We start from the raw sequence: 21,113 nt of genomic DNA, 5'->3' as shown, positions 1-21,113 counted from the left end.
CCATTTACAGTTACCGTTCCTGCCTTGCAGGTGACGGTTACTGGTTGTAATCGCGTACTGGAGAGTATGGTGCCTTATACTCGTCTCTTCGTCATCGCCCTTTTTTTTCTGGGCGTCAATCTCTCCGGGGCGCTGGCGCAGCAAACGGCGCCACAAGCCAAACCGCAAAAGCAGTCCGCCGAGATCAGGATCGGCTATCTGCGCGCCTACGCACCGAAGCTGACGCTCTCGCTTCTCGACTTGCCGCCGCGTGACGAGGGCATCGCCGGCGCCAAAGCCGGGATCAAGGACGACAACACGACCGGCAAATTCATGGGCCAGAACTTCGACCTGGACGTGACCGAGGTGAAGCCCGACGCCGATGTGGTGAAGCCGTTCAACGATCTCGTCGCCAAGGGCGACCATTTCATCATCGTCGATCTCTCGACCCCGCAGATCCTGTCGATCGCCGACATGGCACGCGACAAGGGCGTGTTCCTTTTCAATGTCGGCGACAGGGACGACAGCTTGCGCGAGGAAGACTGCCGCATCAATGTCTTCCACATCGCGCCGACGCGCTCCATGCTGGCCGATGCGCTGGCGCAATACCTGATCGTCAAGAAGTGGCCGCGCTGGGTGCTGATCTACGGCTCGCACAAACCCGACCAGCTCTATGCCGATGCGCTTCGCCGCGCCGCCACCCGCTTCGGCGGCCAGATCGTGGCAGAGAAGGAGTTCAAGGATACCGGCACGGCGCGTCGCACCGACACCGGGTTGGCGCAGGTCGACCAGCAGATCACCGCCTTTACGCAAGGCTTCCCTGACTACGACGTGATGCTGGTAGCCGACGAAAGCGAGGTTTTCGGCACCTACCTGCCCTACCGCACCTGGAGCCCAAGGCTCGTCGCCGGAACGGCCGGCCTCGTTCCCTCCGCCTGGCATCCGGCGAGCGAGCAATGGGCCGGTATCCAGATGCAGAACCGTTTCCTGAGAGAATACGGCCGGCACATGCTCTCGAAGGACATGAACGCCTGGACGGCGGCCCGCGTCGTCGGCGAGGCGGCGTCGAGGACGCGCAGCAACGATCCGAAGACAATGAGCGACTATATCCGCTCCGATAAATTCTCGGTCGCGGCCTTCAAGGGCCAGAAGCTCACCTTCCGCAAATGGGACCTGCAGCTCAGGCAGCCGATCTTCCTCGGCGACGACAGGGCCGTGGTGTCTACCTCGCCGCAGGCGCCTTTCCTGCATCAATCGTCAACGCTGGACACGCTCGGCGTCGATCAGCCGGAAACCAGATGCACACTCAAGTGAAGCAAAAACGGAGGAGCCCGGTGCGCAAGGGAATTTACGTAGCGGCGGCCGCGATTGCCGCCTGCCTGGCCGACGGTCCGGCTTTCGCCTACACGGCCTATGTGTCCAACGAAAAGGACAACACGATGAGCGTCGTCGACACCACGACGATGAAGGTCGTGAAGACCGTCGATGTCGGCCAGCGGCCGCGCGGTATCACCATCTCGCCCGATGGCAAATTCGTCTATCTCTGCGCCAGCGACGACGACCAGGTCCAGGTCATCGACACATCCACTTTCGAGATGGTCGGTTCGCTCCCCTCCGGCCCAGACCCCGAACTCTTCGTGCTCTCTCCCGACGGCAAGACGCTCTATGTCGCGAACGAGGACGACAACCTCGTCACGGTCATCGACGTCGAGAGCAAGGAGGTGCTCGCGGAAATCCCGGTTGGGGTCGAGCCGGAGGGCATGGGTGTCAGTCCGGACGGCAAGACCATGGTCAATACGTCCGAGACCACCAGCATGGCGCATTTCATCGACACGCAAACCCATGAAGTGACCGACAGTGTGCTTGTCGATACAAGGCCGCGCTTCGCCGAATTCACGCCGGACGGCTCACAGGTCTGGGTGAGCGCCGAGGTCGGTGGCACGGTGAGCGTGATCGACAACAAGACGCGCCAGGTGGTGAAGAAGATCAATTTCGCGATCCCCGGCCTGCGTGCCGAGACGATCCAGCCAGTGGGCGTCTCGATCACGGCGGACGGCAAAAAGGCCTATGTCGCGCTCGGCCCGGCGAACCATGTCGCCGTGGTCGACACCAAAACCTATGAGGTCAAGAAGTACATCCTTGTCGGCCAGCGCGTCTGGCATCTCGCCTTCACGCCGGACCAGAAGACGCTGATCACCACCAACGGCAATTCGAACGACATCACCTTCATCGACACCGCGACGGACGAGCCCGTGCAGTCGGTCACCGTCGGCCAGCAGCCCTGGGGTGTCGTCGTTTCGCCGAAGTGAACCAATGAACAAGAGAGGAGAGAAAATGACGGGACGATCTGGAACAATTGCGATTGCCACGCTGTTCGTACTCGCCGGCGCGTGCGCGGCCGCGTGGGCGGATGACGACACGCCGAAGCGGACGCTTTCGAGCCAGAAAGTTCCCGAGCTCATCATCGGCTCGAAGGAGAGCAACTACACTGTCAACAAGAAGGATTTCGAACTGATCGCCGGCCAGGGCTACCGCTGGAAGATAACGTCCAAGGGCGATTTCGAGTACAAGTTCATGACGGACCTCTTCCGCAATGTCTGGGTCGACCAGATCGTCATCGACGACCTCGAGGTGCATATGGACGGCGGCCCGGCCTGGCTGGAGTTCGACGATGCCGGCACGATCATGGTGGAGTTCCACACCGTGCGTCCCGGCCACTACACATGGTCGGTTCCCGACCTGAAGGACAAGGGCGTGGCCGGCACGATCACGATCAAGCAGGCACGATGAGGTAAGCACAAAGGGGTTGGCGGAGTGCGGCATGTGAAGGCGGATGGCGGTGTGGCGGCGCTCGACGTCTCGGGCGTCAGCCATTCCTATGGCCCCAAGAAGGCGCTGAACGAGGTCTCCTTCTCGATCGCGCCGGCGAGCTTCACCGTGCTGCTTGGGCTCAACGGCGCCGGCAAGACGACGCTCTTCTCGCTCATCACTCGGCTCTACAATACGAGAAGCGGCTCGATCCGGATTTTCGGTTTCGACGTCGCCCGAGCCTCCGGCGAGGCGCTTCGCCGGCTCGGCATCGTCTTCCAGGCGCGCACGCTCGACCTCGATCTCAGCGTCCGCCAGAACCTCACCTACCACGCCGCGCTGCACGGCATCGGCCGCAGGGATGCGCGGAAGCGCATCGCCGAACTACTCGAGATCGTCGATCTCAGCGACCGCCTACAGGACAAGGCGCGCAGCCTGTCGGGCGGCCAGATGCGGCGGGTCGAGATCGCGCGCGCGCTGCTCCACCGTCCGTCCTTACTCCTGCTCGACGAAGCGACGGTCGGGCTCGACATCCAGTCCCGCGCCGCCATCTTGCGGACGATAAGGCGGTTGGTCGAGACCGAAGGGATCGGCATCTTGTGGGCCACCCACCTGATCGACGAGGTCGAGGATGGCGACGATGTGGTGGTGCTGCGGCAAGGCAATCTCGTCGCCAAGGGAAGCGTGCGCGATGTGGTCCAATCGACAGGCAAGAGCTCGATCCGCGCGGCCTTTTCCGAACTGAGCGGCATCGGCCAGCCGAGCGCCACGGAGGCGTCATGACAAGCGAACCGGCCACCAGGGTCGATGCCGCGACCGCTGTGCCGTTGCCGTCGCGCGGCTTCGGCCTCGGGCAATACGCCATCTGCCTTTCGGGTATCATGCTGAGGGAAGGCCTGCGCTTCCTGCATCAGCGCGAACGCTTCATCGCAGCGCTGGTGCGCCCGCTTCTCTGGCTCTTCATCTTCGCGGCGGGATTCCGGCAGGTGCTCGGCGTGTCGATAATCCCACCCTACAAGACCTATGTCCTTTACGAAGTCTACATCACGCCGGGCCTCTGCGGCATGATCCTGCTTTTCTCGGGCATGCAGTCCTCCCTTTCCATGGTTTACGACCGCGAGATGGGAAACATGCGCACCCTGCTGGTCAGTCCTTTCCCGCGCTGGTTCCTGCTGGTGTCGAAGATGCTCGCCGGCGTCGTCGTCTCCATCGCACAGGTCTACGCCTTTCTGGTGATTGCCCGGCTATGGGGCGTCAAGGCGCCGGCCATGGGCTATCTCTATATCCTGCCCGCGCTATTCCTTTCCGGACTGATGCTGTGCGCGCTCGGCATGCTGCTCTCCTCCATGATCAAGCAGCTCGAGAATTTCGCCGGCATCATGAATTTCGTCATCTTCCCGGCCTATTTCGCTTCCTCGGCGCTCTACCCGCTCTGGTTCATCCAGCAGGGCAGTCCGCCGCTCTACAAGATCTGCCTCGTGAACCCCTTCACACATGCGGTCGAACTGATCCGCTTCGCGTTCTATGGCGAGCTCAACTGGATTTCGCTCGGCGTGGTCGCCGGTTACACGATCGTTTTTCTCGCAGGCGCCATCTTCGCCTATGACCCCTCGCGCGGCCTGATGACGCGCAAGCAGGATAGAGGAGGAAACGGATGATCAAGCATCTGATCCCGGCTTTGGCCGCAACGCTTCTGCTTCCCGCGCTTTCGCTTCCCGTGAAGGCGGCAGAGCCCGATCCTTCCTGGCCCTGCCAGCAACGCAAGGTGCCGCAGCTTTCGCTCGGCCAGTTCTGGACCGGACCCACTTTGCCGGAAAGTACCAAGGACTGGGACAAGGATTCCGGAGTCTCGTCGCTGGTGGAAGAGATAGCGCAGCGACGGATGCCGCTTGACGAGGCGGAAAACAAGATCCGCGATTTCGCCGCTTCACTCGCGCCGGACCAGAAAGGTCCGCGTATGATGCTGTTGGTCCAGGGATTGTTCGACCACATGAACCGGGAGCGGTCGGACGTGATGGTCGGCATCAGCCACTATGCGCGGAACCAGACTGACTTCGCGGCCTATGTGCGCAAGGAATCCGCGGAAGTCGACGCGCTGCGCGCCAAGCCGAATGCCGATCCGGACGAGATCGAGCGGCGGACCGACCAGCTCAATTTCGACATCCGCACCTTCGATGAGCGCACGAAATCGCTGACCTATGTCTGCGAGGTGCCGACGATACTGGAGCAGCGGCTCTATCAATTGATGAAGACAGCCGCCGAATCGCTTCCAGGAGAGAAGAAGAAATAGTATCAGCGATCCGGCGGCGCGAAGCCGCTGTCCGGATAAAGCTTCCCGAACAGCGGCAGGTACATCGCACCCTTGCGCATCAGGAAATCGTGGAAGGTCGCCATCGCTGGCGAGATGGCGTGATCGCTGCGCATCACCGAGAACCATTGCCTGCGGATCGGCATGCCGGCCACGTCGAGGATGACCAGCCGCCCGGCCTCCACCTCGAAGGCAATGGTGTGGGCAGAGATGAAGGCGATGCCCAGCCCGGCCATCACCGCCTGCTTGATCGTCTCGTTGGAATCCATCTCGAGGCCGAGATCGTCGATGCGGCCCGGTACTTCGCCCAGGAAGATTTCCAGCGAGATGCGTGTGCCGGAGCCCGGCTCGCGGATGATGAAATGCTCTTCGGCAATGCGCTCCTTGGAGATGTCGCGGGTTCCGGCGAGCGGATGATCCGGCGGCGCGATGATAACCAGCGGGTGGTCGCCGAAGGCGGAGGCGCGCACCGGCACGTCCTTCGCCGGTCGGCCCATCAGGGCGATGTCGATATCGCGGTTCTTCAAGCTGGCGATCGTCTCGGCGCGGTTCCCGATGACGAGCCGCATCTCGATGTCCGGATATTCCTTCATGAAGGCCGCCATCAGCCGCGGCGCGAAATATTTCGCCGTCGAGACCGCGCCGAGACGGATGCTTCCCGTCTTGACGCCCCTGATCGCATCCATCTGGTCGTCCAGCATCCGCAGCCGCTCCTCGATCGCCTGCGCTGCATCGAGAAAGGCCAGCCCTGCGGCAGTGGGACGCATACCGTCCGTCGTGCGGTCGAACAGGGTAAGCCCGGCCTCTTCCTCCAACTGCCTTAGCTGGATCGTGACGGCCGGCGGAGAAAGGCCCAAGGCATTGGCGGCATTGATGATTTTCCCGTGGTCAACGATCGCCTGAACCGCCTTCAACTGCTTTAGGGTGAGGTTGCGCATGGCGAAAGATAAATTCATTTTAGCTTGTAAGTAAAGTTATTCAAATTTCCTTATGAAGTATCGTCTGCTCTCATTTTCCCGATCCGGTCGGCCCCAGAAAGGCGGCGCGACCGGTTCGGGAGAGAACGATGTCGGCCGCTACGCTCGATGCATTCCTGAATTCCTGGCTCGATCCTGAGGACCAAATCCGGACGGCGGTCGTGGCCACGATCCGCGAACTGACACAGGCCGCCATCAAGGTCCGCCGCACCATCGATCAGGGCGCGCTCGGCACCGCTTTTGCCCGCGCGCGCGGCAGGAACGCGGACGGCGATGAGCAGAAGGATCTCGACGTCTTCGCCGACGACATCTTCCTCGATGCGATGCGTCACGCGCCGGTTGCGCTCTACGTTTCCGAAGAGCTGGAACTGCCCGTCCTGCTCGACAGCACGGCTCCGCTCGCCATTGCGATCGATCCGCTCGACGGCTCCTCCAACATCGACACCAATGTTTCCATCGGCACGATTTTCTCGCTCCTCCCCGCGACTGGCCTCCCTGTAACTGGCGCGCCGGATGCCGATCCGGCCGCCCCTTTTTTGCAGGCGGGAGTGAACCAGCTTGGCGCCGGCTTCTTCATCTACGGGCCGCAACTGGCGCTGGTACTTTCGCTCGGCAGCGGCACGCATGTCTTCGTCTTGTCGACCCGGCTGGGCACTTTCGTCCAGGCCTATGAAAGCCGCCTCATCCCTGCCCGCACGCAGGAATTCGCCATCAATGCCGCCAACTACCGGCATTGGGACGAGGCTGTCCGGCTCTACATCGACGACTGCATGGAAGGCACCGAGGGGCCGCGCGGCAAGGACTTCAACATGCGCTGGATCGCATCGCTGGTGGCCGACTGCTATCGCATCCTGATGCGCGGCGGCGTGTTCCTCTATCCCGCCGATCAGCGCAGGGGCTACCATCAGGGCCGACTGCGCCTCGTCTACGAAGCCAACCCGATCGCCTATCTCGTCGAGCAGGCCTCCGGCGGCGCCACCGACAGCGTCAACCGCATCCTCGAGATCACGCCCTCCGACCTGCACCAGCGCGTGCCGGTCGTGTTCGGATCGGCGCGGGAAGTCGAGCGTATTGCACGCTACCACACCTCGCCCTCCGGCATCGGCGAGCGTTCGCCTCTGTTCGGCAATCGCGGCCTTTTCCGCGCCTGACCGGAGATTAACCCATGTCGGCCAGGCATCCCATCATCTCGATCACCGGCTCCTCGGGAGCCGGCACGACGTCGGTCAAGCGCATCTTCGAGCAGATCTTTCGGCGCGAGCAGATCGAGGCCGCCTTCATCGAGGGTGACGCCTTCCATCGCTACGACCGCGAAGCGATGAAGAAGAAGGTCGCCGCGGAGGAAAAAGCGGGCAACCCGAACTTCAACCATTTCAACGTCGAAGCCAACGAACTCGAAAAGCTCGAAGAGATATTCGAGGAATATGGCCGCCGGGGCTCGGGGCGGACACGCACCTATGTCCATGACGAGGAAGAGGGCGAGCTTTACGGCACGCCGCCCGGCACCTTCACGGACTGGCGGGAATTCGCGCCGAGCGACCTGCTCTTCTACGAAGGGCTGCATGGCTGCGTCGTCACCGACAAGGTGAACCTCGCCCGGCATGCCGATCTCAAGATCGGCGTCGTGCCCGTCATCAACCTCGAATGGATCCAGAAGATCCATCGCGACCGGGCGACGCGCGGCTATTCCACCGAAGCGGTGATGGATGTGATCCTGCGCCGGATGCCGGACTATACCCGCTACATCATCCCGCAATTCTCGCAGACCAATATCAACTTCCAGCGGGTGCCGATCGTCGACACGTCGGATCCTTTCATTGCGCGCTGGATCCCCACGCCGGACGAATCGATGCTGGTCATCCGCTTCGCCAATCCGCGCGGCATCGATTTTCCGTATCTGCTGTCGATGATCCACGATTCGTTCATGTCGCGGCCGAATTCCATCGTCGTACCGGGGGCGAAGCTCGATCTCGCCATGCAACTGATCCTGACGCCGCTCATCCTGCAACTGATCGAGCGCAGGAACCGCGCGTCCTAGAGCCCAGAGGAGGAACCCCGATGTTTCTGACCCAGATATTTCTGACCATGTTCCTGGCGCTGATGCTCCTGCCGACCGTCGTGCGCCTTGTGATGCAGCCTCCCCTCGATACGCCAGAGTGGCGCCGCATCGCGGTCCGCGCCGTCACGCGGCGGAGGCAGTCATGAGCCAAGTTGCGATCAAGCCACTTGCCGAGCCCGCCGTCTCCGAACAAGACATGGCGAACGCCATACGGGCGCTGGCGATGGACGGCGTGCAGAAGGCGAATTCCGGCCATCCCGGCATGCCGATGGGCATGGCCGACGTGGCGACCGTCCTCTTCAACCGCTTCATCAGGCTTGATCCGTCGAAGCCCGACTGGCCCGACCGCGACCGTTTCGTGCTCTCGGCCGGCCATGGCTCGATGCTGCAATACGCCCTGCATTACCTGCTCGGCTACGAGGACATGCCGGTCGAGCAGTTGAAGCGCTTCCGCCAGCTCGGTAGCCGCACCGCCGGCCACCCGGAATACGGTCACGCGCTGGGGATCGAGACGACGACCGGCCCGCTCGGCCAGGGTATCTCGACCGCTGTTGGCATGGCTCTGGCCGAACGGATGCTCGCCGCACGCTACGGCACCGATCTGGTCGATCACTACACCTATGTGATCGCCGGCGACGGCTGCCTTCAGGAAGGCATCAGTCACGAGGCGATCGACCTCGCGGGACATCTGAAGCTGTCGCGTCTGGTCGTCTTTTGGGACGACAACCGGATTTCCATCGACGGCCCAACCTCGCTCTCGACTTCGATGGACCAGCCGGCGCGTTTCCGCGCCGCCGGCTGGCATGTCGAGGAAGTCGACGGCCACGACATGGAGGCGGTCGCCGCCGCGATCGAGGTCGCGCGCGCATCCGACCGGCCTTCGCTGATCGCCTGCCGGACCGTGATCGGCAAGGGCGCGCCCAATCTCGGGGGCTCGGAAAAGACCCATGGCGCGCCGCTAGGCGAGACTGAGATCGCCGCGACGAGGCTAAATATCGGCTGGCTGCACGCGCCCTTCGAGGTCCCGGGCGACATCCTCTCGGCTTGGCGCGACATCGCCGAACGCGGCAAGGCGGCACGGCTTGCCTGGGAACAGAGGCTGGCGGCATCGCCGCAGCGCGAGGCTTTCGACGCCGCTATTGCCGGCAAAATTCCCGACGCCGTGCTTTCGGCTCTCGATGCTTTCCGCAAGGAGCATATCGAGCAGAAGACCAAGGTCGCCACCCGCAAGGCTTCCGAAATGGTGCTCGGCGTGATCAATGCTGCGACCGATCTGACCGTCGGCGGCTCCGCCGACCTGACGCATTCGAACCTCACCGTCACCAGGGACATGGCACGCATCGCACCCGGTGACTATGCAGGCCGCTATATCCATTACGGCATCCGCGAGCACGGCATGGCGGCGGCGATGAACGGCATCGCGCTGCATGGCGGCTTCATCCCTTATGGCGGCACCTTCCTCTGCTTCGCCGATTATGCGCGCGGCGCGATCAGGCTTTCGGCGCTGATGGGCCAGCGTGTCATCTATGTGATGACGCACGATTCCATCGGGCTCGGCGAGGACGGCCCAACGCATCAGCCGATCGAGCATCTGGCAATGCTGCGCGCGACGCCGAACCTCGACGTCTATCGCCCGGCCGATATCATCGAGACCGCCGAGTGCTGGGAGCTGGCGCTCCAGAGCGAGAACCAGCCAAGCGTGCTGGTGCTGTCGCGCCAGAACCTGCCGATGCTGCGCCAGGCCTATACGGCAGAGAACCGCTCCGCGCGCGGCGCCTATGTCCTGCGCGAGCCGGGTGGGCACCGCGCCGTAACCCTGCTCGCCACCGGCTCAGAGGTTGAGATCGCGGTCGCCGCCGCGGAAAAGCTCGATGCCGAACACGGCATCGCCGCCGCTGTCGTGTCGATGCCCTCCTGGGAATTGTTCGAGGAGCAGGACGCCGCCTACCGCAAGGCCGTGCTCGGCTCGGCCCCGCGCGTCGCGGTCGAGGCGGCGGCCCGGCTCGGCTGGGACCGCTGGATCGGCGAGAACGGCGCCTTTGTCGGCATGACGGGCTTCGGCGCCAGCGCCCCTGCCTCCGACCTCTACCGCCATTTCGGCATCACCCCGGAAGCCGTCGCTCAAGCCGCGCTGAAGCTCATCATCTGAAAGGACGGATCATGGCCCGCATAACGCTCCGCCAGCTACTCGACCACGCCGCCGAGCACGGCTACGGCGTGCCCGCCTTCAACATCAACAACATGGAGCAGGGCCTCGCCATCGTGGAGGCGGCCGCCGCCTGCGACGCGCCGGTCATCCTGCAGGCTTCGCGCGGCGCGCGCTCCTATGCCGGAGACATCATGCTCGCCCGCATGATGGAGGCGCTGGCGGAGACCTGGCCGGCGATCCCGCTCTGCATCCATCAGGACCACGGCAACGACGAGGCCACCTGCCTGTCGGCGATCCGCCACGGTTTCACCTCCGTGATGATGGACGGCTCGCTCGAAGCCGATGCCAAGACCCCGGCGAGCTACGACTATAACGTCGCCATCACGGAACGCGTGGCGCGGATGGCGCATTGGGTCGGCGCCTCGGTCGAAGGCGAACTCGGTGTGCTGGGCTCGCTGGAGACCGGCCAGGGCGAAGCCGAGGACGGCCACGGCGCGGAGGGTGCGCTGTCGCACGACCAACTCCTCACCGATCCGGACCAGGCTGCCGACTTCGTCACCCGCACGGGTGTCGACGCGCTGGCGATCGCCTGCGGTACCTCGCACGGCGCCTACAAGTTCACGCGCAAGCCGGACGGCGACATCCTCGCCATGCATGTCATAGAGGCGATCCACGCCAAACTACCGAACACGCATCTGGTCATGCACGGCTCCTCCTCCGTGCCGCAGGAATTGCAGGACATCATCAATGCGAATGGCGGCGAGATGCCCCAGACCTTCGGCGTGCCGGTGGAAGAGATCGAGCGCGGCATCCGCCACGGCGTCCGCAAGGTCAACATCGACACCGACTGCCGCATGGCGATGACAGGCCAGTTCCGCCGCATCGCCACCGAGAACCCGCGCGAGTTCGACCCGCGCAAATTCCTCAAACCCGCGATGGACGCGCTGCGCGACCTCTGCCGCGATCGCTTCGAACGCTTCGGCACAGCCGGCAACGCCTCGAGGATCAAGGTCATCGCCATGGACGAGATGGCCAGGCGCTACGCCGCGGGCAAGTTCGACCCGCAGATCGCAACCGCCCGGGCCGCGTGAGCGGTCCAGAACAGAAAGAAAGGACCAGAGCCATGGACAGCAAGTCCCAGACCGTCACCGGAGCGGCGCGCTACAGATCCGGTGTCATGGAATACAAGAAGATGGGCTATTGGGAGCCCGACTATGAGCCCAAGGACACCGATATCATTTCGGTGTTCCGCATAACGCCGCAGGACGGCGTCGATCCGATCGAGGCGGCGGCGGCGGTCGCCGGCGAGAGTTCGACCGCGACCTGGACGGTGGTCTGGACCGACCGCCTGACGGCCAAGGAGAAGTACCGCGCCAAGGCCTACCGGGTCGATCCTGTGCCGAACGCGCCGGGGCAATATTTCGCCTATATCGCCTATGACCTCGACCTGTTCGAGCCGGGCTCCATCGCCAATCTGACGGCGTCGATCATCGGCAACGTCTTCGGCTTCAAGCCGCTTAAGGCTCTCAGGCTCGAAGACATGCGCCTGCCGGTCGCCTATGTGAAGACCTTCCAGGGCCCGGCCACCGGCATCGTCGTCGAGCGCGAACGCCTCGACAAGTTCGGCCGGCCGCTGCTCGGCGCCACCGTCAAGCCGAAGCTCGGCCTGTCGGGCCGCAATTACGGGCGCGTCGTTTATGAGGCGCTGAAGGGCGGGCTCGACTTCACCAAGGACGACGAGAACATCAACTCGCAGCCCTTCATGCATTGGCGCGAGCGCTTCCTCTACTGCATGGAGGCCGTCAACAAGGCCCAGGCCGAAACCGGCGAGATCAAGGGTACCTACCTGAACGTCACCGCCGCGACGATGGAGGACATGTACGAGCGTGCAGAATTCGCCAAGGAACTCGGCTCGGTCGTGGTCATGATCGACCTCGTCATCGGCTATACGGCTATCCAGTCGATGGCGAAGTGGGCGCGCCGCAACGACATGGTCCTGCATCTCCATCGCGCCGGCCACTCGACCTACACGCGCCAGAAGAGCCACGGCGTCTCCTTCCGTGTCATCGCCAAGTGGATGCGGCTGGCCGGCGTCGACCACATCCATGCCGGCACCGTCGTCGGCAAGCTGGAGGGGGACCCGGCCACCACCAAGGGCTATTACGACATCTGCCGCGAGGACTTTAATCCCATGCGGCTGGAGAACGGCGTCTTCTTCGACCAGCACTGGGCCTCGCTCAACAAGCTCATGCCGGTGGCGTCCGGGGGCATCCATGCCGGCCAGATGCACCAGCTTCTCGACCTGCTCGGCGAGGATACGATCCTCCAGTTCGGCGGCGGCACGATCGGCCACCCGATGGGGATCGCGGCGGGCGCCACCGCCAACCGCGTGGCGCTCGAATGCATGGTTCTCGCCCGCAACGAGGGCCGCGACTATGTCCGCAAGGGGCCGGAAATCCTCGAAGCAGCGGCACAGACCTGCCTGCCCCTCAAGCAGGCGCTCGAAACCTGGAAGGACGTGACCTTCAACTACGCCTCGACCGACTCGCCGGACTTCGTGCCGGTGGCGACGGCAGCCGAATAAGGAGAAAGACCATGCGCATCACCCAAGGAGCCTTTTCCTTCCTGCCCGATCTGACCGATGACCAGATCAGGGCGCAGGTGCAGTACTGCATCGACAATCAATGGGCCGTCAGCCTGGAATTCACCGACGACCCGCATCCGCGCAACACCTACTGGGACATGTGGGGCCACCCTATGTTCGACAATCCCGATGCCGCGGCGCTGCTGTTCGAACTCAAGGAATGCCGCAAGGTCTATGGCGACCGCTACATCCGCGTCGTCGCCTTCGACGCTTCGCATGGCTGGGAATCGGTGAAGCTTTCCTTCATCGTCAACCGCCCGGCAGACGAGCCCGGCTACCGGCTGGAACGGCAGGAAGCGCAAGGCCGCGTCGTGCGCTACACGACGAAGCCCTACGCAGCCGATCGCCCGACCGGCGCGAGGTATGGGTGACGACAAAGCTGCAGGACCATCGCCTATGAAGTTCGACCCCCACTCCGTCGCGCTTCGCGCGCCACCTCTCCCCCGCTCGATGGGGGGAGAGGAAGCGCTGGCCGCGCGGCCTGGCTCCCTTCCTCTACCCCACGAAAGTGGGGGAGAGGTGGCCGCGAAGCGGACGGAGTGGGGGTAAAGCCGAATCGAACCAGTAGATCGAGAACTAGTCATGTCCGAAGCCGCCATAGCCAATATCGAACTCACGCCGGAGCCTGCTCCCACCTCCGTCGACCTGCGCGCCGAATTCGAGCATTCCGGTGTCAAGGAGGTGCTGGCCGAGCTCGACCGCGACCTGATCGGCCTAGCACCGGTGAAGAAGCGGATCCGCGAAACGGCGGCGCTTCTGCTGGTCGAGCGGGCGCGGCGCAGCATGGGGCTGGCACACGACACGCCGACGCTACATATGAGCTTCACCGGCAATCCCGGCACCGGCAAGACGACGGTGGCGTTGCGCATGGCCGACCTGCTCCACCGCCTCGGCTATATCCGCAAGGGCCATCTCGTCTCGGTCACGCGCGACGATCTGGTCGGGCAATATATCGGCCACACCGCGCCCAAGACCAAGGAAATCCTGAAGAAGGCCATGGGTGGCGTGCTGTTCATCGATGAGGCCTATTATCTCTACCGCCCTGAGAACGAGCGCGACTATGGCCAGGAAGCGATCGAGATCCTGTTGCAGGTGATGGAGAACCAGCGCGACGATCTGGTCGTCATCCTCGCCGGCTATGCGGAACGTATGGACCGCTTCTTCGAGAGCAATCCGGGATTCCGTTCACGCATTGCGCATCACATCGATTTTCCGGATTACACCGATGATGAATTGCTCCGGATCGCGGGAAACATGCTCGACCAACAGAATTATCTGTTCGACAAGCCGGCAAGAAAGGCGATGGCCGACTATATCGCCCGTCGCCGCGCGCAACCGCATTTCGCCAATGCGCGCTCGATCCGCAACGCGCTCGACCGGGCGCGCCTCAGGCAGGCAAACCGGCTGTTCGAGGGTTCGGCAGGCCCACTCGATGCCGCGACGCTGTCGACGATTTCAGCGGACGACATCACCGCCAGCCGCGTCTTCGCCATGAAGCCGGACAGGAAGGGAGAAAGTGCATGAAAAGCGACACCATCATAGCTCCTTCCGTCCTGTCGGCCGACTTCTCCCGCCTTGGCGACGAGGTGGAGGCGGTCGCCGCTGCCGGTGCGGACTGGATCCATCTCGACGTGATGGACGGGCATTTCGTGCCGAATATCACCTTCGGTCCGCCTGTCATCAAGGCGATCCGCAACCGCACCGACAAGGTGTTCGATTGTCATCTGATGATCGCGCCGGTCGATCCCTATCTTGCCGCCTTCGCCGATGTCGGCTGCGACATCATCACGGTGCACGCTGAGGCCGGACCGCATCTCGACCGTTCGCTGCAAGCAGTCCGGAATCTCGGGAGGAAAGCCGGCGTGTCGCTCAATCCGTCCACGCCCGAAAGCGCCATCGAATACGTGCTCGACCGGCTCGACCTCATCCTGTTGATGACGGTCAATCCCGGCTTCGGCGGCCAGGCATTCATTCCGGCGGTCGTAGAGAAGGTCAGGCGCATCAAGGCACTGATCGGCTCGCGCCCGATCGACATCGAGATCGACGGCGGCGTCACGCCGGAGACGGCGCCTCTGGTCACTGCCGCCGGCGCTAACGTACTGGTCGCCGGTTCGGCCGTCTTCAAGGGTGGCACGGAAGCCGCATATCACGACAATATCGCCGCCATCAGGCAGGCAGCAGATGGCGCTATCCGCAAAGCTGCCTAAGTCTGTTTGAATATCGAAGACGCCAGGACAGGAATCGAAGAATGGCGGTAGCACCTCCCCTTTGCGATTTCGGCTGGCCGGCAGTGGACGCCACCCTCCCCGGCGTCGACGGCAAGGCGCATTCCATCCTCGACCAGGCCGGCCCGAACGGCCTTGTGGTGGTTTTCATCTGCAACCACTGCCCCTATGTGAAGGCGGTGATTTCACGCATCGTGCGCGACGCCAACGATCTGAAAGCAGAGGATATTGGGTTCGTCGCAATCAATTCCAACGACGCCGGGACCTATCCGGAGGATTCCTTCGAGAACATGAAATCCTTCGCCGAGGCGCACCGCTTTTCCTTTCCTTACCTTCACGACGAGGATCAAAGCGTTGCGCGCGCCTATGACGCGGCGTGCACGCCTGATTTCTTCGGCTTCAACAGCGACCTGACCCTGCAATATCGCGGCCGGCTCGATGCTTCGCGCCGCGAGGCCGGTCCGCCGGACCTCAGGCGCGATCTCTTTCAGGCGATGCGACAAGTGGCCCGCACCGGCAACGGTCCGCGAGTTCAGATCGCGTCGATCGGGTGCTCGATCAAATGGAAGGAAACCGCATGACCGGCATCGTTGCCGCCCCCTTGTTGCGCAGCCCAAAGGCGATCCTGTTCGATCTGGACGGCACGCTGGTCGATTCCGCGCCCGATATCGCTGCTGCCGTCAACGAACTGCTCGCGACGCGCGGCCTGCCGCCGCTTTCACTGTCCGACATCAAATCGATGATCGGCGACGGCGTGAGGAAGCTGATCGAACGCGCCTTCGCCGCCTCCGGCACTCCCCTCTCCGCTACCGAGCTCGATCAGGCCCATGAGACGATGAAGCCGATCTATCTTCGTCATGTGACCGATCTCGCGACCCTCATGCCGGGCGTTCGCGAGACACTGGCGCATTTCCATATGGCCGGCATCGCGATGGGAGTGGTCACCAACAAGCCGCAACTGGCCGCCCGCCAGGTCCTGCTGCATTTCGGCCTGACCGAATTTTTCGGCGTGATAGTCGGAGGCGATGCCGTCAGTCACCAGAAACCGGCACCGGACGGGTTGCTCATGGCGCTGGATCGGCTGCATGCCAAGCCGGGCGACGCGCTGATGGTGGGCGACAGTATCGCCGATGCCGGCGCGGCGCGCGCCGCCGGCATGTCAGTCGCTCTGGTGCGCGGCGGCTATACGCAGGTTCCGTTGGAGGAGATCGGCGCCGACCTGGTCTGCGACAGCATGCTCGAACTCCCGGCTGCGCTACAGGAGCTTTCTACCGCCGCGTGAATAGTACGAGGAATGCCGGCCGCGCCTCTTCGGCGGCCGGCCCACGCTAAAAAGCCTACTTCTTCGATTCCTGCTCCAGGTAAGCGATGACATTGGCGATGTCCTTGTCATCCTTGAGGCCGGGGAAAGCCATCTTGGTGCCCTTCACCATCGCCTTCGGATCGTGCAGGTATTTCGTCAGTGTGGGTTCGTCCCAGACGACACCCGATTTGCCTGCTTCGATCATGGCGGGGGAATATTTGAATCCCGGGTGCGTGCCTGCGGTCCGGCCGATCACGCCGTGCAGCGAGGGTCCGACTTTATTCTGGTCCTTATCCGCGACATGGCAAATCTTGCATTTGGCAAAGACTTTCTCCCCCGCCGCGGCATCCTGTGCCCGAGCGGAACTTGTGATGAGGACAGCAACGGACAGGGTTGCGAAGACTGCGATTGCACGCATGGCGTTTCCTTCTTGGCTCGTCTGGGTGCCCTGGACGATAGCCGCATGCCTTTATTCGTTCGCTGGCCGTCGGCATGCGCAGTCGGCGGCGAGCAGCCTCGCGGCGCATGGCGACGAGATCTCCCGAAAGGCTAGCCCGCAGCTAGTGGAAGTCAACCGTACAAAGGTTCAGGTTGGTAATGGTCCGCGCTATTCTGGGAGCTCTGGTCATTTCGCCGCCCCCCCGATCCGGCTTGTTGACGAGGAAAAGGTGAGCGCGTAGCCTTTCACCATACGGCTTTCCACCGGCACCATGGGAATCCGAAGAGTTGGCGATCTTGCTCGGAGCCGAACGGCTTCAAATGGCCAATTGAGCGCTCAAGACGCTCGAAACAGAGGTGCTGAAGATGAACCTCGTCGATCTCATCCTGACGGTTTGCCTGACCGCCCATCCCAGCCAGTGCCGCGTCGAACATCTCCATTTCGAGAGCCACGGCTCGCTCATGCAATGCATGCTCCGCGCGCCCACTGAAATCGCGAAATGGTCGCAGGAACATCCGACACTCAAGATAAAGCGATGGAAATGCGCCTTCCCCAGCCCGGCGCGCGACATTTGACCGCCACCGCTACCCGGCCCCGGAACGAGACGGCGATGCTGATTTCGCGGCGTGGCATGTTCTTGCTGGCGCTTGCCACAAGCGCCGCGATTGCAGGGCGTAGCGCGCTTGCCGCGCCGAAAGTGCGCATCGGCATCCTGAAATTCGGCACGGTGAGCTGGGAGATCGACACGATCCGGCACAATAATTTTGATACGGCCAACGGCATCGACCTCGACGTCGGCTATTTCGCCGGCGAGGAGGCGACCAATGTCGGCCTGCTCGCCGGGGCGCTGGACATCATCGTGACCGACTGGCTGTGGGTCTCGCGCCAGCGGTCAGAGGGCGGCGATCTCACGCTCGTTCCCTATTCGACCGCCGTTGGCGCGATCATGGTCAAACAGGGCTCTCCGATCCACACGATCGGGGACCTCAAGGACAGGAAGCTGGGCGTCGCCGGCGGCGCGCTCGACAAGAGCTGGCTCCTGGTGCAGGCGATGGCGAGGCGCGACCACGGCATCGACCTTTCGGCGGAAAGCGAAGTGGTGTACGGCGCGCCGCCGCTCCTGTCGGAAAAGGCCCGGCAGGGTGAGCTCGACGCGGTGCTGAACTACTGGCACTTCTGCGCCCGGCTCGAAGCTGACGGCTTCCGCCGTCTGATCAGTGTCGAGGACGCGGAGAAGGCGCTGGGGGCTTCCGGCCCGGTATCGGCGGTCGGCTATGTCTTCCACGAAAAATGGGCGAACGAGAACCCGCAAGCCGCAAGGGGCTTCGTCAAGGCTTCGGCCGAGGCGAAAAAGCTGTTGGCGAAATCCGACGAGGCATGGCTGCGTCTGGCGCCGATCATGCGCGCCGAGGGCAAGGAACTCGAAAAGCTGCGCGACCGCTACCGCGAGGGCATTCCCGCGCGACCGGCGACCGAGGATGCCGAAGACGCGGCAAAACTCTATCAAGTGCTCGCCGGGATCGGCGGCGAGAAGCTGGTCGGGAAAGCACCCATGATGGCGCCCGGCACATTCTGGCCGAAAATCCTCAAATGATCGGCCAAAGCGCAAATGGCGGCGTTCAAGGCAAGAGTGGCGTCAAGCCTGGTCTTGCAGTCAGCACCGCGCCGGCACTGACGGTAGCGGCTTCGCTGCTTGGGCTGGGTCTCTTGTGGGCACTCGCCGCAAGTGCGTGGCCAAGCCGGGCCTTTCCCACGCCGGGTGCCGTGTGGCGGGTGCTGGTCGACGAAGCGGCGAACGGCGATCTTTTCTACCATCTCGGCGCGACGCTCGGTCGGGTCGCCGCAGCCTACATCATCGCCATGGCCATCGGTTCCGTCCTTGGTGTCTTCCTGGGCCTCCATCGCCGCGCCGACCGTTTTTTCAACCCGTGGGTCGTGCTGTTCCTCAATATTCCGGCGCTCGTGATCATCGTGCTTGCCTATATCTGGTTCGGCCTGAACGAGGCGGCCGCGATCGGCGCCGTGGCCATGAACAAGATCCCCAACGTCATCGTGACGATGCGCGAGGGCGCCCGCGCGCTGGATCCCGCTTATGCCGAAATGGCGACCGTCTACCGCTTCGGCCTTTTCGACCGCATACGTCATATCGTGCTACCACAACTGCAGCCTTATCTCGCGGCGACGTCTCGCTCGGGCATCGCACTGATCTGGAAGATCGTGCTGGTGGTCGAACTGCTTGGGCGCTCGAATGGCGTCGGCTTCCAGATCTACCTCTATTTCCAGCTCTTCGACGTCGCCGGCATCCTCGCCTACACGCTGGCCTTCGTGGCGGTGATGCTCGTCATCGAACTTCTCCTGGTGCAGCCCCTTGAACGACATGCGACCCGTTGGCGCCGCCGCCTCGCTTGAGGTCCGGATCGCCGAAAAGACCTTCATGTCTGCGCAGGGCGTGCCCGTCACCGCGCTCAGCGATCTCTCCTTTGACGTCCGACAGGGCGAATTCGCCTGTCTGCTCGGACCTTCCGGCTGCGGCAAGACCACGACGCTGCGCATCCTGCTCGGGCTCGACAGGGACTTTACCGGCACTTTCCAATTACCGGAGGGCGGCCAATCGCCTGAAGGCGAGACGAAGCGCATCGCCGCCGTCTTCCAGGAACCGACGCTGCTCCCCTGGCGCACGGTGGAACAGAATGTCAGGTTGGCGCTGCCGGGCGATCTCAGGAACAAGGATCTCGATTGGCTATTCGACAGCCTCGGTCTCGCCGGCATGCGATCGCTCTATCCCTCGGAACTGTCGCTTGGCCTGGCGCGCAGAGTGGCGATCGCGAGGGCATTCGCCGTCGAACCGGCGGTGCTTTTCCTCGACGAACCCTTCGTGTCGCTCGACGAACAGACCGCCGAGCGCCTGCGCCATCTGCTCCTGTCTGTCTGGTCGGCACGCCCGACAACGGCGCTGATGGTGACGCACAATCTGCATGAGGCGCTAATGCTCTCCGACCGTATCATCGTGCTTTCGCCAAGGCCGGGTCACGTGCTCGGCCTGTTCGACGTGCGCCTGCCACGGCAATACCGTAACGCACAGGTGATGAGCGATCTCCTCCGATCATTCCGACAGAAATTTCCTGGCCATGTCTGACCATGTGTTGAAAGAACGCCCCCCTGGCCCGATCGACCCGCTGCGGCGCAGGCTGGTCGGCGGTTTCACCTGTGTCGGCTTGAGCACGGCTCTCCTCCCCTGTTGCCTCGGGCATGCCGTTCTTGCGGCGACGGGACAATTCCGGTTCGACCTCAAGGAAATAGCCGACGGCGTTTTCGCCTTCCAAGGTGTGGTCGACCTGGAGACGCCATCCAATGAGGGCGCCATCGCCAATCTGGCCGTGGTCGTCGGAAAAGATGCCGCTGCCGTCATTGACAGCGGCGGCAGCCTTGTCGAGGCGAACGCCTTCATCGAGGCAATCGGGAAGGTGACGGCAAAACCCGTGCGCTACCTCATCAACACCCACATGCACCCCGACCACATCTTCGGCAACGCGGCCTTCCGCGACCTTGGCGCAACCATTGTCGGTCACCGCAACCTGCCACGCGCTCTTGAAGCGCGCGGCGCCTTCTATCTGAAAAGCTATCGCGAGCAGATCGGCGAAGCGCTGATGCAGGGCATCGAGATCGTGCCGCCGACGGTGCTGGTGAGGGATCGGCTTGAACTCGATCTTGGCGGGCGCAAGCTCGAACTCAGGGCATGGGAGGCCGCCCATACGGATAATGATCTGACCGCCTACGATGCCACCACACGCACCCTTTTTGCCGGCGACCTCGTCTTCGTAAAGCACTTGCCGACACTCGACGGCTCTTTGCTCGGCTGGCTGCGCCAGATGGATGCGCTGGCCGCCATCGGAGCCGAACGCGTCGTCCCAGGGCATGGCCCTGTGCCTTCCGCGTGGCCGGATGCGCTGGACGCCGAACGGCACTATTTCGAAATCCTGGCAAGCGACCTGCGCAAGGCGATCGCCGCCGGAACACCGCTTGCGGAGGCAGTCAAGACTGCGGGCCGGAGCGAGGCGGGCAAATGGGCCTTGTTCGACGAATATAACGGCCGCAACGCTACCGCCGCCTATGCCGAACTGGAATGGGAATGAGCGAGGTCGGAATGTTTGCCAACATGCCGGCAACGGCCTATAATTCCTTACGGCCTGGGCACCACCTCTCTCACTCCGGTGGAGGCATC

The 21,113-nt window shown here is 63.2% G+C and carries 24 protein-coding genes; 22 read left to right on the top strand and 2 right to left on the bottom strand.

Features of this window, described 5'->3' with window-relative positions; genetic code table 11:
• Nucleotides 1-66: 66 nt before the first annotated feature.
• The 6 genes from RBH77_RS12440 to RBH77_RS12415 are packed head-to-tail and all read left to right on the top strand — an operon-like array spanning nucleotide 67 to nucleotide 5,077.
• The gene (locus RBH77_RS12440; protein ID WP_371832773.1) at nucleotides 67-1,293 is read left to right on the top strand and encodes a lanthanide ABC transporter ABC transporter substrate-binding protein PedA1; all 1,227 of its coding nucleotides are present in this window, start codon (nucleotides 67-69) and stop codon (nucleotides 1,291-1,293) included.
• Nucleotides 1,278-2,288: a YVTN family beta-propeller repeat protein gene (locus RBH77_RS12435; RefSeq protein WP_371832772.1), complete on the top strand. Its 1,011-nt coding sequence runs from the start codon at nucleotides 1,278-1,280 to the stop codon at nucleotides 2,286-2,288. Before RBH77_RS12440 ends, RBH77_RS12435 begins: the two co-directional genes overlap by 16 nt.
• A gap of 25 nt (nucleotides 2,289-2,313) precedes the next feature.
• Nucleotides 2,314-2,769 (top strand): hypothetical protein, encoded by a 456-nt coding sequence (locus tag RBH77_RS12430; protein WP_311027901.1) that lies wholly within the window; start codon nucleotides 2,314-2,316, stop codon nucleotides 2,767-2,769.
• A gap of 24 nt (nucleotides 2,770-2,793) precedes the next feature.
• Nucleotides 2,794-3,570, top strand: a complete 777-nt coding sequence (locus tag RBH77_RS12425) for a lanthanide ABC transporter ATP-binding protein PedB/LutE (RefSeq protein WP_311027900.1) — start codon at nucleotides 2,794-2,796, stop codon at nucleotides 3,568-3,570.
• On the top strand, nucleotides 3,567-4,445 hold the full coding sequence (locus tag RBH77_RS12420; protein WP_311027899.1) for a lanthanide ABC transporter permease protein PedC: 879 nt from the start codon (nucleotides 3,567-3,569) through the stop codon (nucleotides 4,443-4,445). Before RBH77_RS12425 ends, RBH77_RS12420 begins: the two co-directional genes overlap by 4 nt.
• Nucleotides 4,442-5,077, top strand: coding sequence for a hypothetical protein (locus RBH77_RS12415; RefSeq protein WP_311027898.1), 636 nt, complete (start codon nucleotides 4,442-4,444; stop codon nucleotides 5,075-5,077). Before RBH77_RS12420 ends, RBH77_RS12415 begins: the two co-directional genes overlap by 4 nt.
• Nucleotides 5,078-5,079: 2 nt before the next feature.
• On the opposite strand, the gene RBH77_RS12410 is transcribed toward RBH77_RS12415, so the two are convergent.
• Nucleotides 5,080-6,033 carry a LysR family transcriptional regulator gene (locus tag RBH77_RS12410; protein WP_311032524.1) on the bottom strand — a complete coding sequence of 318 codons (954 nt, stop codon included), beginning with the start codon at nucleotides 6,031-6,033 and terminating at the stop codon, nucleotides 5,080-5,082.
• Nucleotides 6,034-6,161: 128 nt separating this feature from the next.
• On the opposite strand from RBH77_RS12410, the gene RBH77_RS12405 reads away from it, so the two are divergent.
• The 11 genes from RBH77_RS12405 (at nucleotide 6,162) to gph (ending at nucleotide 16,431) form a co-directional block, all read left to right on the top strand.
• Nucleotides 6,162-7,223: a class 1 fructose-bisphosphatase gene (locus RBH77_RS12405; RefSeq protein WP_311027897.1), complete on the top strand. Its 1,062-nt coding sequence runs from the start codon at nucleotides 6,162-6,164 to the stop codon at nucleotides 7,221-7,223.
• 14 nt (nucleotides 7,224-7,237) lie between these two features.
• Complete coding sequence (locus tag RBH77_RS12400; protein WP_311027896.1) at nucleotides 7,238-8,110, top strand: phosphoribulokinase; 873 nt, start codon at nucleotides 7,238-7,240, stop codon at nucleotides 8,108-8,110.
• A gap of 20 nt (nucleotides 8,111-8,130) precedes the next feature.
• Nucleotides 8,131-8,277 (top strand): hypothetical protein, encoded by a 147-nt coding sequence (locus RBH77_RS12395; protein WP_311027895.1) that lies wholly within the window; start codon nucleotides 8,131-8,133, stop codon nucleotides 8,275-8,277.
• Complete coding sequence (gene tkt / locus RBH77_RS12390; protein WP_311027894.1) at nucleotides 8,274-10,280, top strand: transketolase; 2,007 nt, start codon at nucleotides 8,274-8,276, stop codon at nucleotides 10,278-10,280. Before RBH77_RS12395 ends, tkt begins: the two co-directional genes overlap by 4 nt.
• Before the next feature lie 11 nt (nucleotides 10,281-10,291).
• Entirely contained in the window at nucleotides 10,292-11,371 is a 1,080-nt protein-coding gene (fba, locus tag RBH77_RS12385; protein WP_311027893.1) for a class II fructose-bisphosphate aldolase, read from the top strand.
• Between the two features lie 32 nt (nucleotides 11,372-11,403).
• Nucleotides 11,404-12,864: a form I ribulose bisphosphate carboxylase large subunit gene (locus tag RBH77_RS12380; RefSeq protein ID WP_311027892.1), complete on the top strand. Its 1,461-nt coding sequence runs from the start codon at nucleotides 11,404-11,406 to the stop codon at nucleotides 12,862-12,864.
• Between the two features lie 11 nt (nucleotides 12,865-12,875).
• Nucleotides 12,876-13,295 carry a ribulose bisphosphate carboxylase small subunit gene (locus RBH77_RS12375; protein WP_311027891.1) on the top strand — a complete coding sequence of 140 codons (420 nt, stop codon included), beginning with the start codon at nucleotides 12,876-12,878 and terminating at the stop codon, nucleotides 13,293-13,295.
• A gap of 211 nt (nucleotides 13,296-13,506) precedes the next feature.
• Nucleotides 13,507-14,448, top strand: a complete 942-nt coding sequence (gene cbbX / locus RBH77_RS12370; RefSeq protein ID WP_311027890.1) for a CbbX protein — start codon at nucleotides 13,507-13,509, stop codon at nucleotides 14,446-14,448.
• Nucleotides 14,445-15,131, top strand: coding sequence for a ribulose-phosphate 3-epimerase (gene rpe, locus RBH77_RS12365; RefSeq protein ID WP_311027889.1), 687 nt, complete (start codon nucleotides 14,445-14,447; stop codon nucleotides 15,129-15,131). The genes cbbX and rpe overlap by 4 nt, the downstream gene beginning before the upstream one ends.
• Before the next feature lie 41 nt (nucleotides 15,132-15,172).
• Nucleotides 15,173-15,730: a thioredoxin family protein gene (locus tag RBH77_RS12360; protein WP_311027888.1), complete on the top strand. Its 558-nt coding sequence runs from the start codon at nucleotides 15,173-15,175 to the stop codon at nucleotides 15,728-15,730.
• Nucleotides 15,727-16,431, top strand: coding sequence for a phosphoglycolate phosphatase (gene gph / locus RBH77_RS12355; RefSeq protein ID WP_311027887.1), 705 nt, complete (start codon nucleotides 15,727-15,729; stop codon nucleotides 16,429-16,431). Before RBH77_RS12360 ends, gph begins: the two co-directional genes overlap by 4 nt.
• Before the next feature lie 55 nt (nucleotides 16,432-16,486).
• Here gph and RBH77_RS12350 read toward each other — a convergent pair whose 3' ends face one another.
• Complete coding sequence (locus RBH77_RS12350) at nucleotides 16,487-16,870, bottom strand: c-type cytochrome (RefSeq protein WP_311027886.1); 384 nt, start codon at nucleotides 16,868-16,870, stop codon at nucleotides 16,487-16,489.
• A 386-nt stretch (nucleotides 16,871-17,256) separates the two neighbouring features.
• Between RBH77_RS12350 and RBH77_RS12345 the strand changes: the two genes are divergently transcribed.
• From RBH77_RS12345 to RBH77_RS12325, 5 genes are read left to right on the top strand one after another with little or no spacing between them, the layout of a single operon-like run.
• The gene (locus RBH77_RS12345) at nucleotides 17,257-17,466 is read left to right on the top strand and encodes a hypothetical protein (protein ID WP_311032523.1); all 210 of its coding nucleotides are present in this window, start codon (nucleotides 17,257-17,259) and stop codon (nucleotides 17,464-17,466) included.
• A gap of 35 nt (nucleotides 17,467-17,501) precedes the next feature.
• Nucleotides 17,502-18,485, top strand: a complete 984-nt coding sequence (locus RBH77_RS12340) for an ABC transporter substrate-binding protein (protein ID WP_311027885.1) — start codon at nucleotides 17,502-17,504, stop codon at nucleotides 18,483-18,485.
• Nucleotides 18,482-19,300 carry an ABC transporter permease gene (locus RBH77_RS12335; protein WP_311027884.1) on the top strand — a complete coding sequence of 273 codons (819 nt, stop codon included), beginning with the start codon at nucleotides 18,482-18,484 and terminating at the stop codon, nucleotides 19,298-19,300. Before RBH77_RS12340 ends, RBH77_RS12335 begins: the two co-directional genes overlap by 4 nt.
• On the top strand, nucleotides 19,269-20,027 hold the full coding sequence (locus RBH77_RS12330) for an ABC transporter ATP-binding protein (RefSeq protein WP_311032522.1): 759 nt from the start codon (nucleotides 19,269-19,271) through the stop codon (nucleotides 20,025-20,027). Before RBH77_RS12335 ends, RBH77_RS12330 begins: the two co-directional genes overlap by 32 nt.
• The gene (locus RBH77_RS12325) at nucleotides 20,020-21,024 is read left to right on the top strand and encodes a quinoprotein relay system zinc metallohydrolase 2 (protein ID WP_311027883.1); all 1,005 of its coding nucleotides are present in this window, start codon (nucleotides 20,020-20,022) and stop codon (nucleotides 21,022-21,024) included. Before RBH77_RS12330 ends, RBH77_RS12325 begins: the two co-directional genes overlap by 8 nt.
• Nucleotides 21,025-21,113: the final 89 nt, after the last annotated feature.

It is taken from the genome of Mesorhizobium koreense, assembly GCF_031656215.1.
Lineage (GTDB): Bacteria > Pseudomonadota > Alphaproteobacteria > Rhizobiales > Rhizobiaceae > Mesorhizobium_L > Mesorhizobium_L koreense.
This window is presented reverse-complemented; position numbering and strand designations above follow the sequence as displayed.

What these genes read in the sequence shown, in the direction of transcription:
- RBH77_RS12440 (WP_371832773.1), top strand. Translation starts at nt 67, where the DNA reads ATGGTGCCTTATACTCGTCTCTTCGTCATCGCCCTTTTTTTTCTGGGC.
- RBH77_RS12435 (WP_371832772.1), top strand. Translation starts at nt 1,278, where the DNA reads ATGCACACTCAAGTGAAGCAAAAACGGAGGAGCCCGGTGCGCAAGGGA.
- RBH77_RS12430 (WP_311027901.1), top strand. Translation starts at nt 2,314, where the DNA reads ATGACGGGACGATCTGGAACAATTGCGATTGCCACGCTGTTCGTACTC.
- RBH77_RS12420 (WP_311027899.1), top strand. Translation starts at nt 3,567, where the DNA reads ATGACAAGCGAACCGGCCACCAGGGTCGATGCCGCGACCGCTGTGCCG.
- RBH77_RS12415 (WP_311027898.1), top strand. Translation starts at nt 4,442, where the DNA reads ATGATCAAGCATCTGATCCCGGCTTTGGCCGCAACGCTTCTGCTTCCC.
- RBH77_RS12410 (WP_311032524.1), bottom strand. Translation starts at nt 6,033, where the DNA reads ATGCGCAACCTCACCCTAAAGCAGTTGAAGGCGGTTCAGGCGATCGTT.
- RBH77_RS12405 (WP_311027897.1), top strand. Translation starts at nt 6,162, where the DNA reads ATGTCGGCCGCTACGCTCGATGCATTCCTGAATTCCTGGCTCGATCCT.
- RBH77_RS12400 (WP_311027896.1), top strand. Translation starts at nt 7,238, where the DNA reads ATGTCGGCCAGGCATCCCATCATCTCGATCACCGGCTCCTCGGGAGCC.
- RBH77_RS12395 (WP_311027895.1), top strand. Translation starts at nt 8,131, where the DNA reads ATGTTTCTGACCCAGATATTTCTGACCATGTTCCTGGCGCTGATGCTC.
- tkt (WP_311027894.1), top strand. Translation starts at nt 8,274, where the DNA reads ATGAGCCAAGTTGCGATCAAGCCACTTGCCGAGCCCGCCGTCTCCGAA.
- fba (WP_311027893.1), top strand. Translation starts at nt 10,292, where the DNA reads ATGGCCCGCATAACGCTCCGCCAGCTACTCGACCACGCCGCCGAGCAC.
- RBH77_RS12380 (WP_311027892.1), top strand. Translation starts at nt 11,404, where the DNA reads ATGGACAGCAAGTCCCAGACCGTCACCGGAGCGGCGCGCTACAGATCC.
- RBH77_RS12375 (WP_311027891.1), top strand. Translation starts at nt 12,876, where the DNA reads ATGCGCATCACCCAAGGAGCCTTTTCCTTCCTGCCCGATCTGACCGAT.
- cbbX (WP_311027890.1), top strand. Translation starts at nt 13,507, where the DNA reads ATGTCCGAAGCCGCCATAGCCAATATCGAACTCACGCCGGAGCCTGCT.
- rpe (WP_311027889.1), top strand. Translation starts at nt 14,445, where the DNA reads ATGAAAAGCGACACCATCATAGCTCCTTCCGTCCTGTCGGCCGACTTC.
- RBH77_RS12360 (WP_311027888.1), top strand. Translation starts at nt 15,173, where the DNA reads ATGGCGGTAGCACCTCCCCTTTGCGATTTCGGCTGGCCGGCAGTGGAC.
- gph (WP_311027887.1), top strand. Translation starts at nt 15,727, where the DNA reads ATGACCGGCATCGTTGCCGCCCCCTTGTTGCGCAGCCCAAAGGCGATC.
- RBH77_RS12350 (WP_311027886.1), bottom strand. Translation starts at nt 16,870, where the DNA reads ATGCGTGCAATCGCAGTCTTCGCAACCCTGTCCGTTGCTGTCCTCATC.
- RBH77_RS12345 (WP_311032523.1), top strand. Translation starts at nt 17,257, where the DNA reads ATGAACCTCGTCGATCTCATCCTGACGGTTTGCCTGACCGCCCATCCC.
- RBH77_RS12340 (WP_311027885.1), top strand. Translation starts at nt 17,502, where the DNA reads ATGCTGATTTCGCGGCGTGGCATGTTCTTGCTGGCGCTTGCCACAAGC.
- RBH77_RS12335 (WP_311027884.1), top strand. Translation starts at nt 18,482, where the DNA reads ATGATCGGCCAAAGCGCAAATGGCGGCGTTCAAGGCAAGAGTGGCGTC.
- RBH77_RS12330 (WP_311032522.1), top strand. Translation starts at nt 19,269, where the DNA reads ATGCGACCCGTTGGCGCCGCCGCCTCGCTTGAGGTCCGGATCGCCGAA.
- RBH77_RS12325 (WP_311027883.1), top strand. Translation starts at nt 20,020, where the DNA reads ATGTCTGACCATGTGTTGAAAGAACGCCCCCCTGGCCCGATCGACCCG.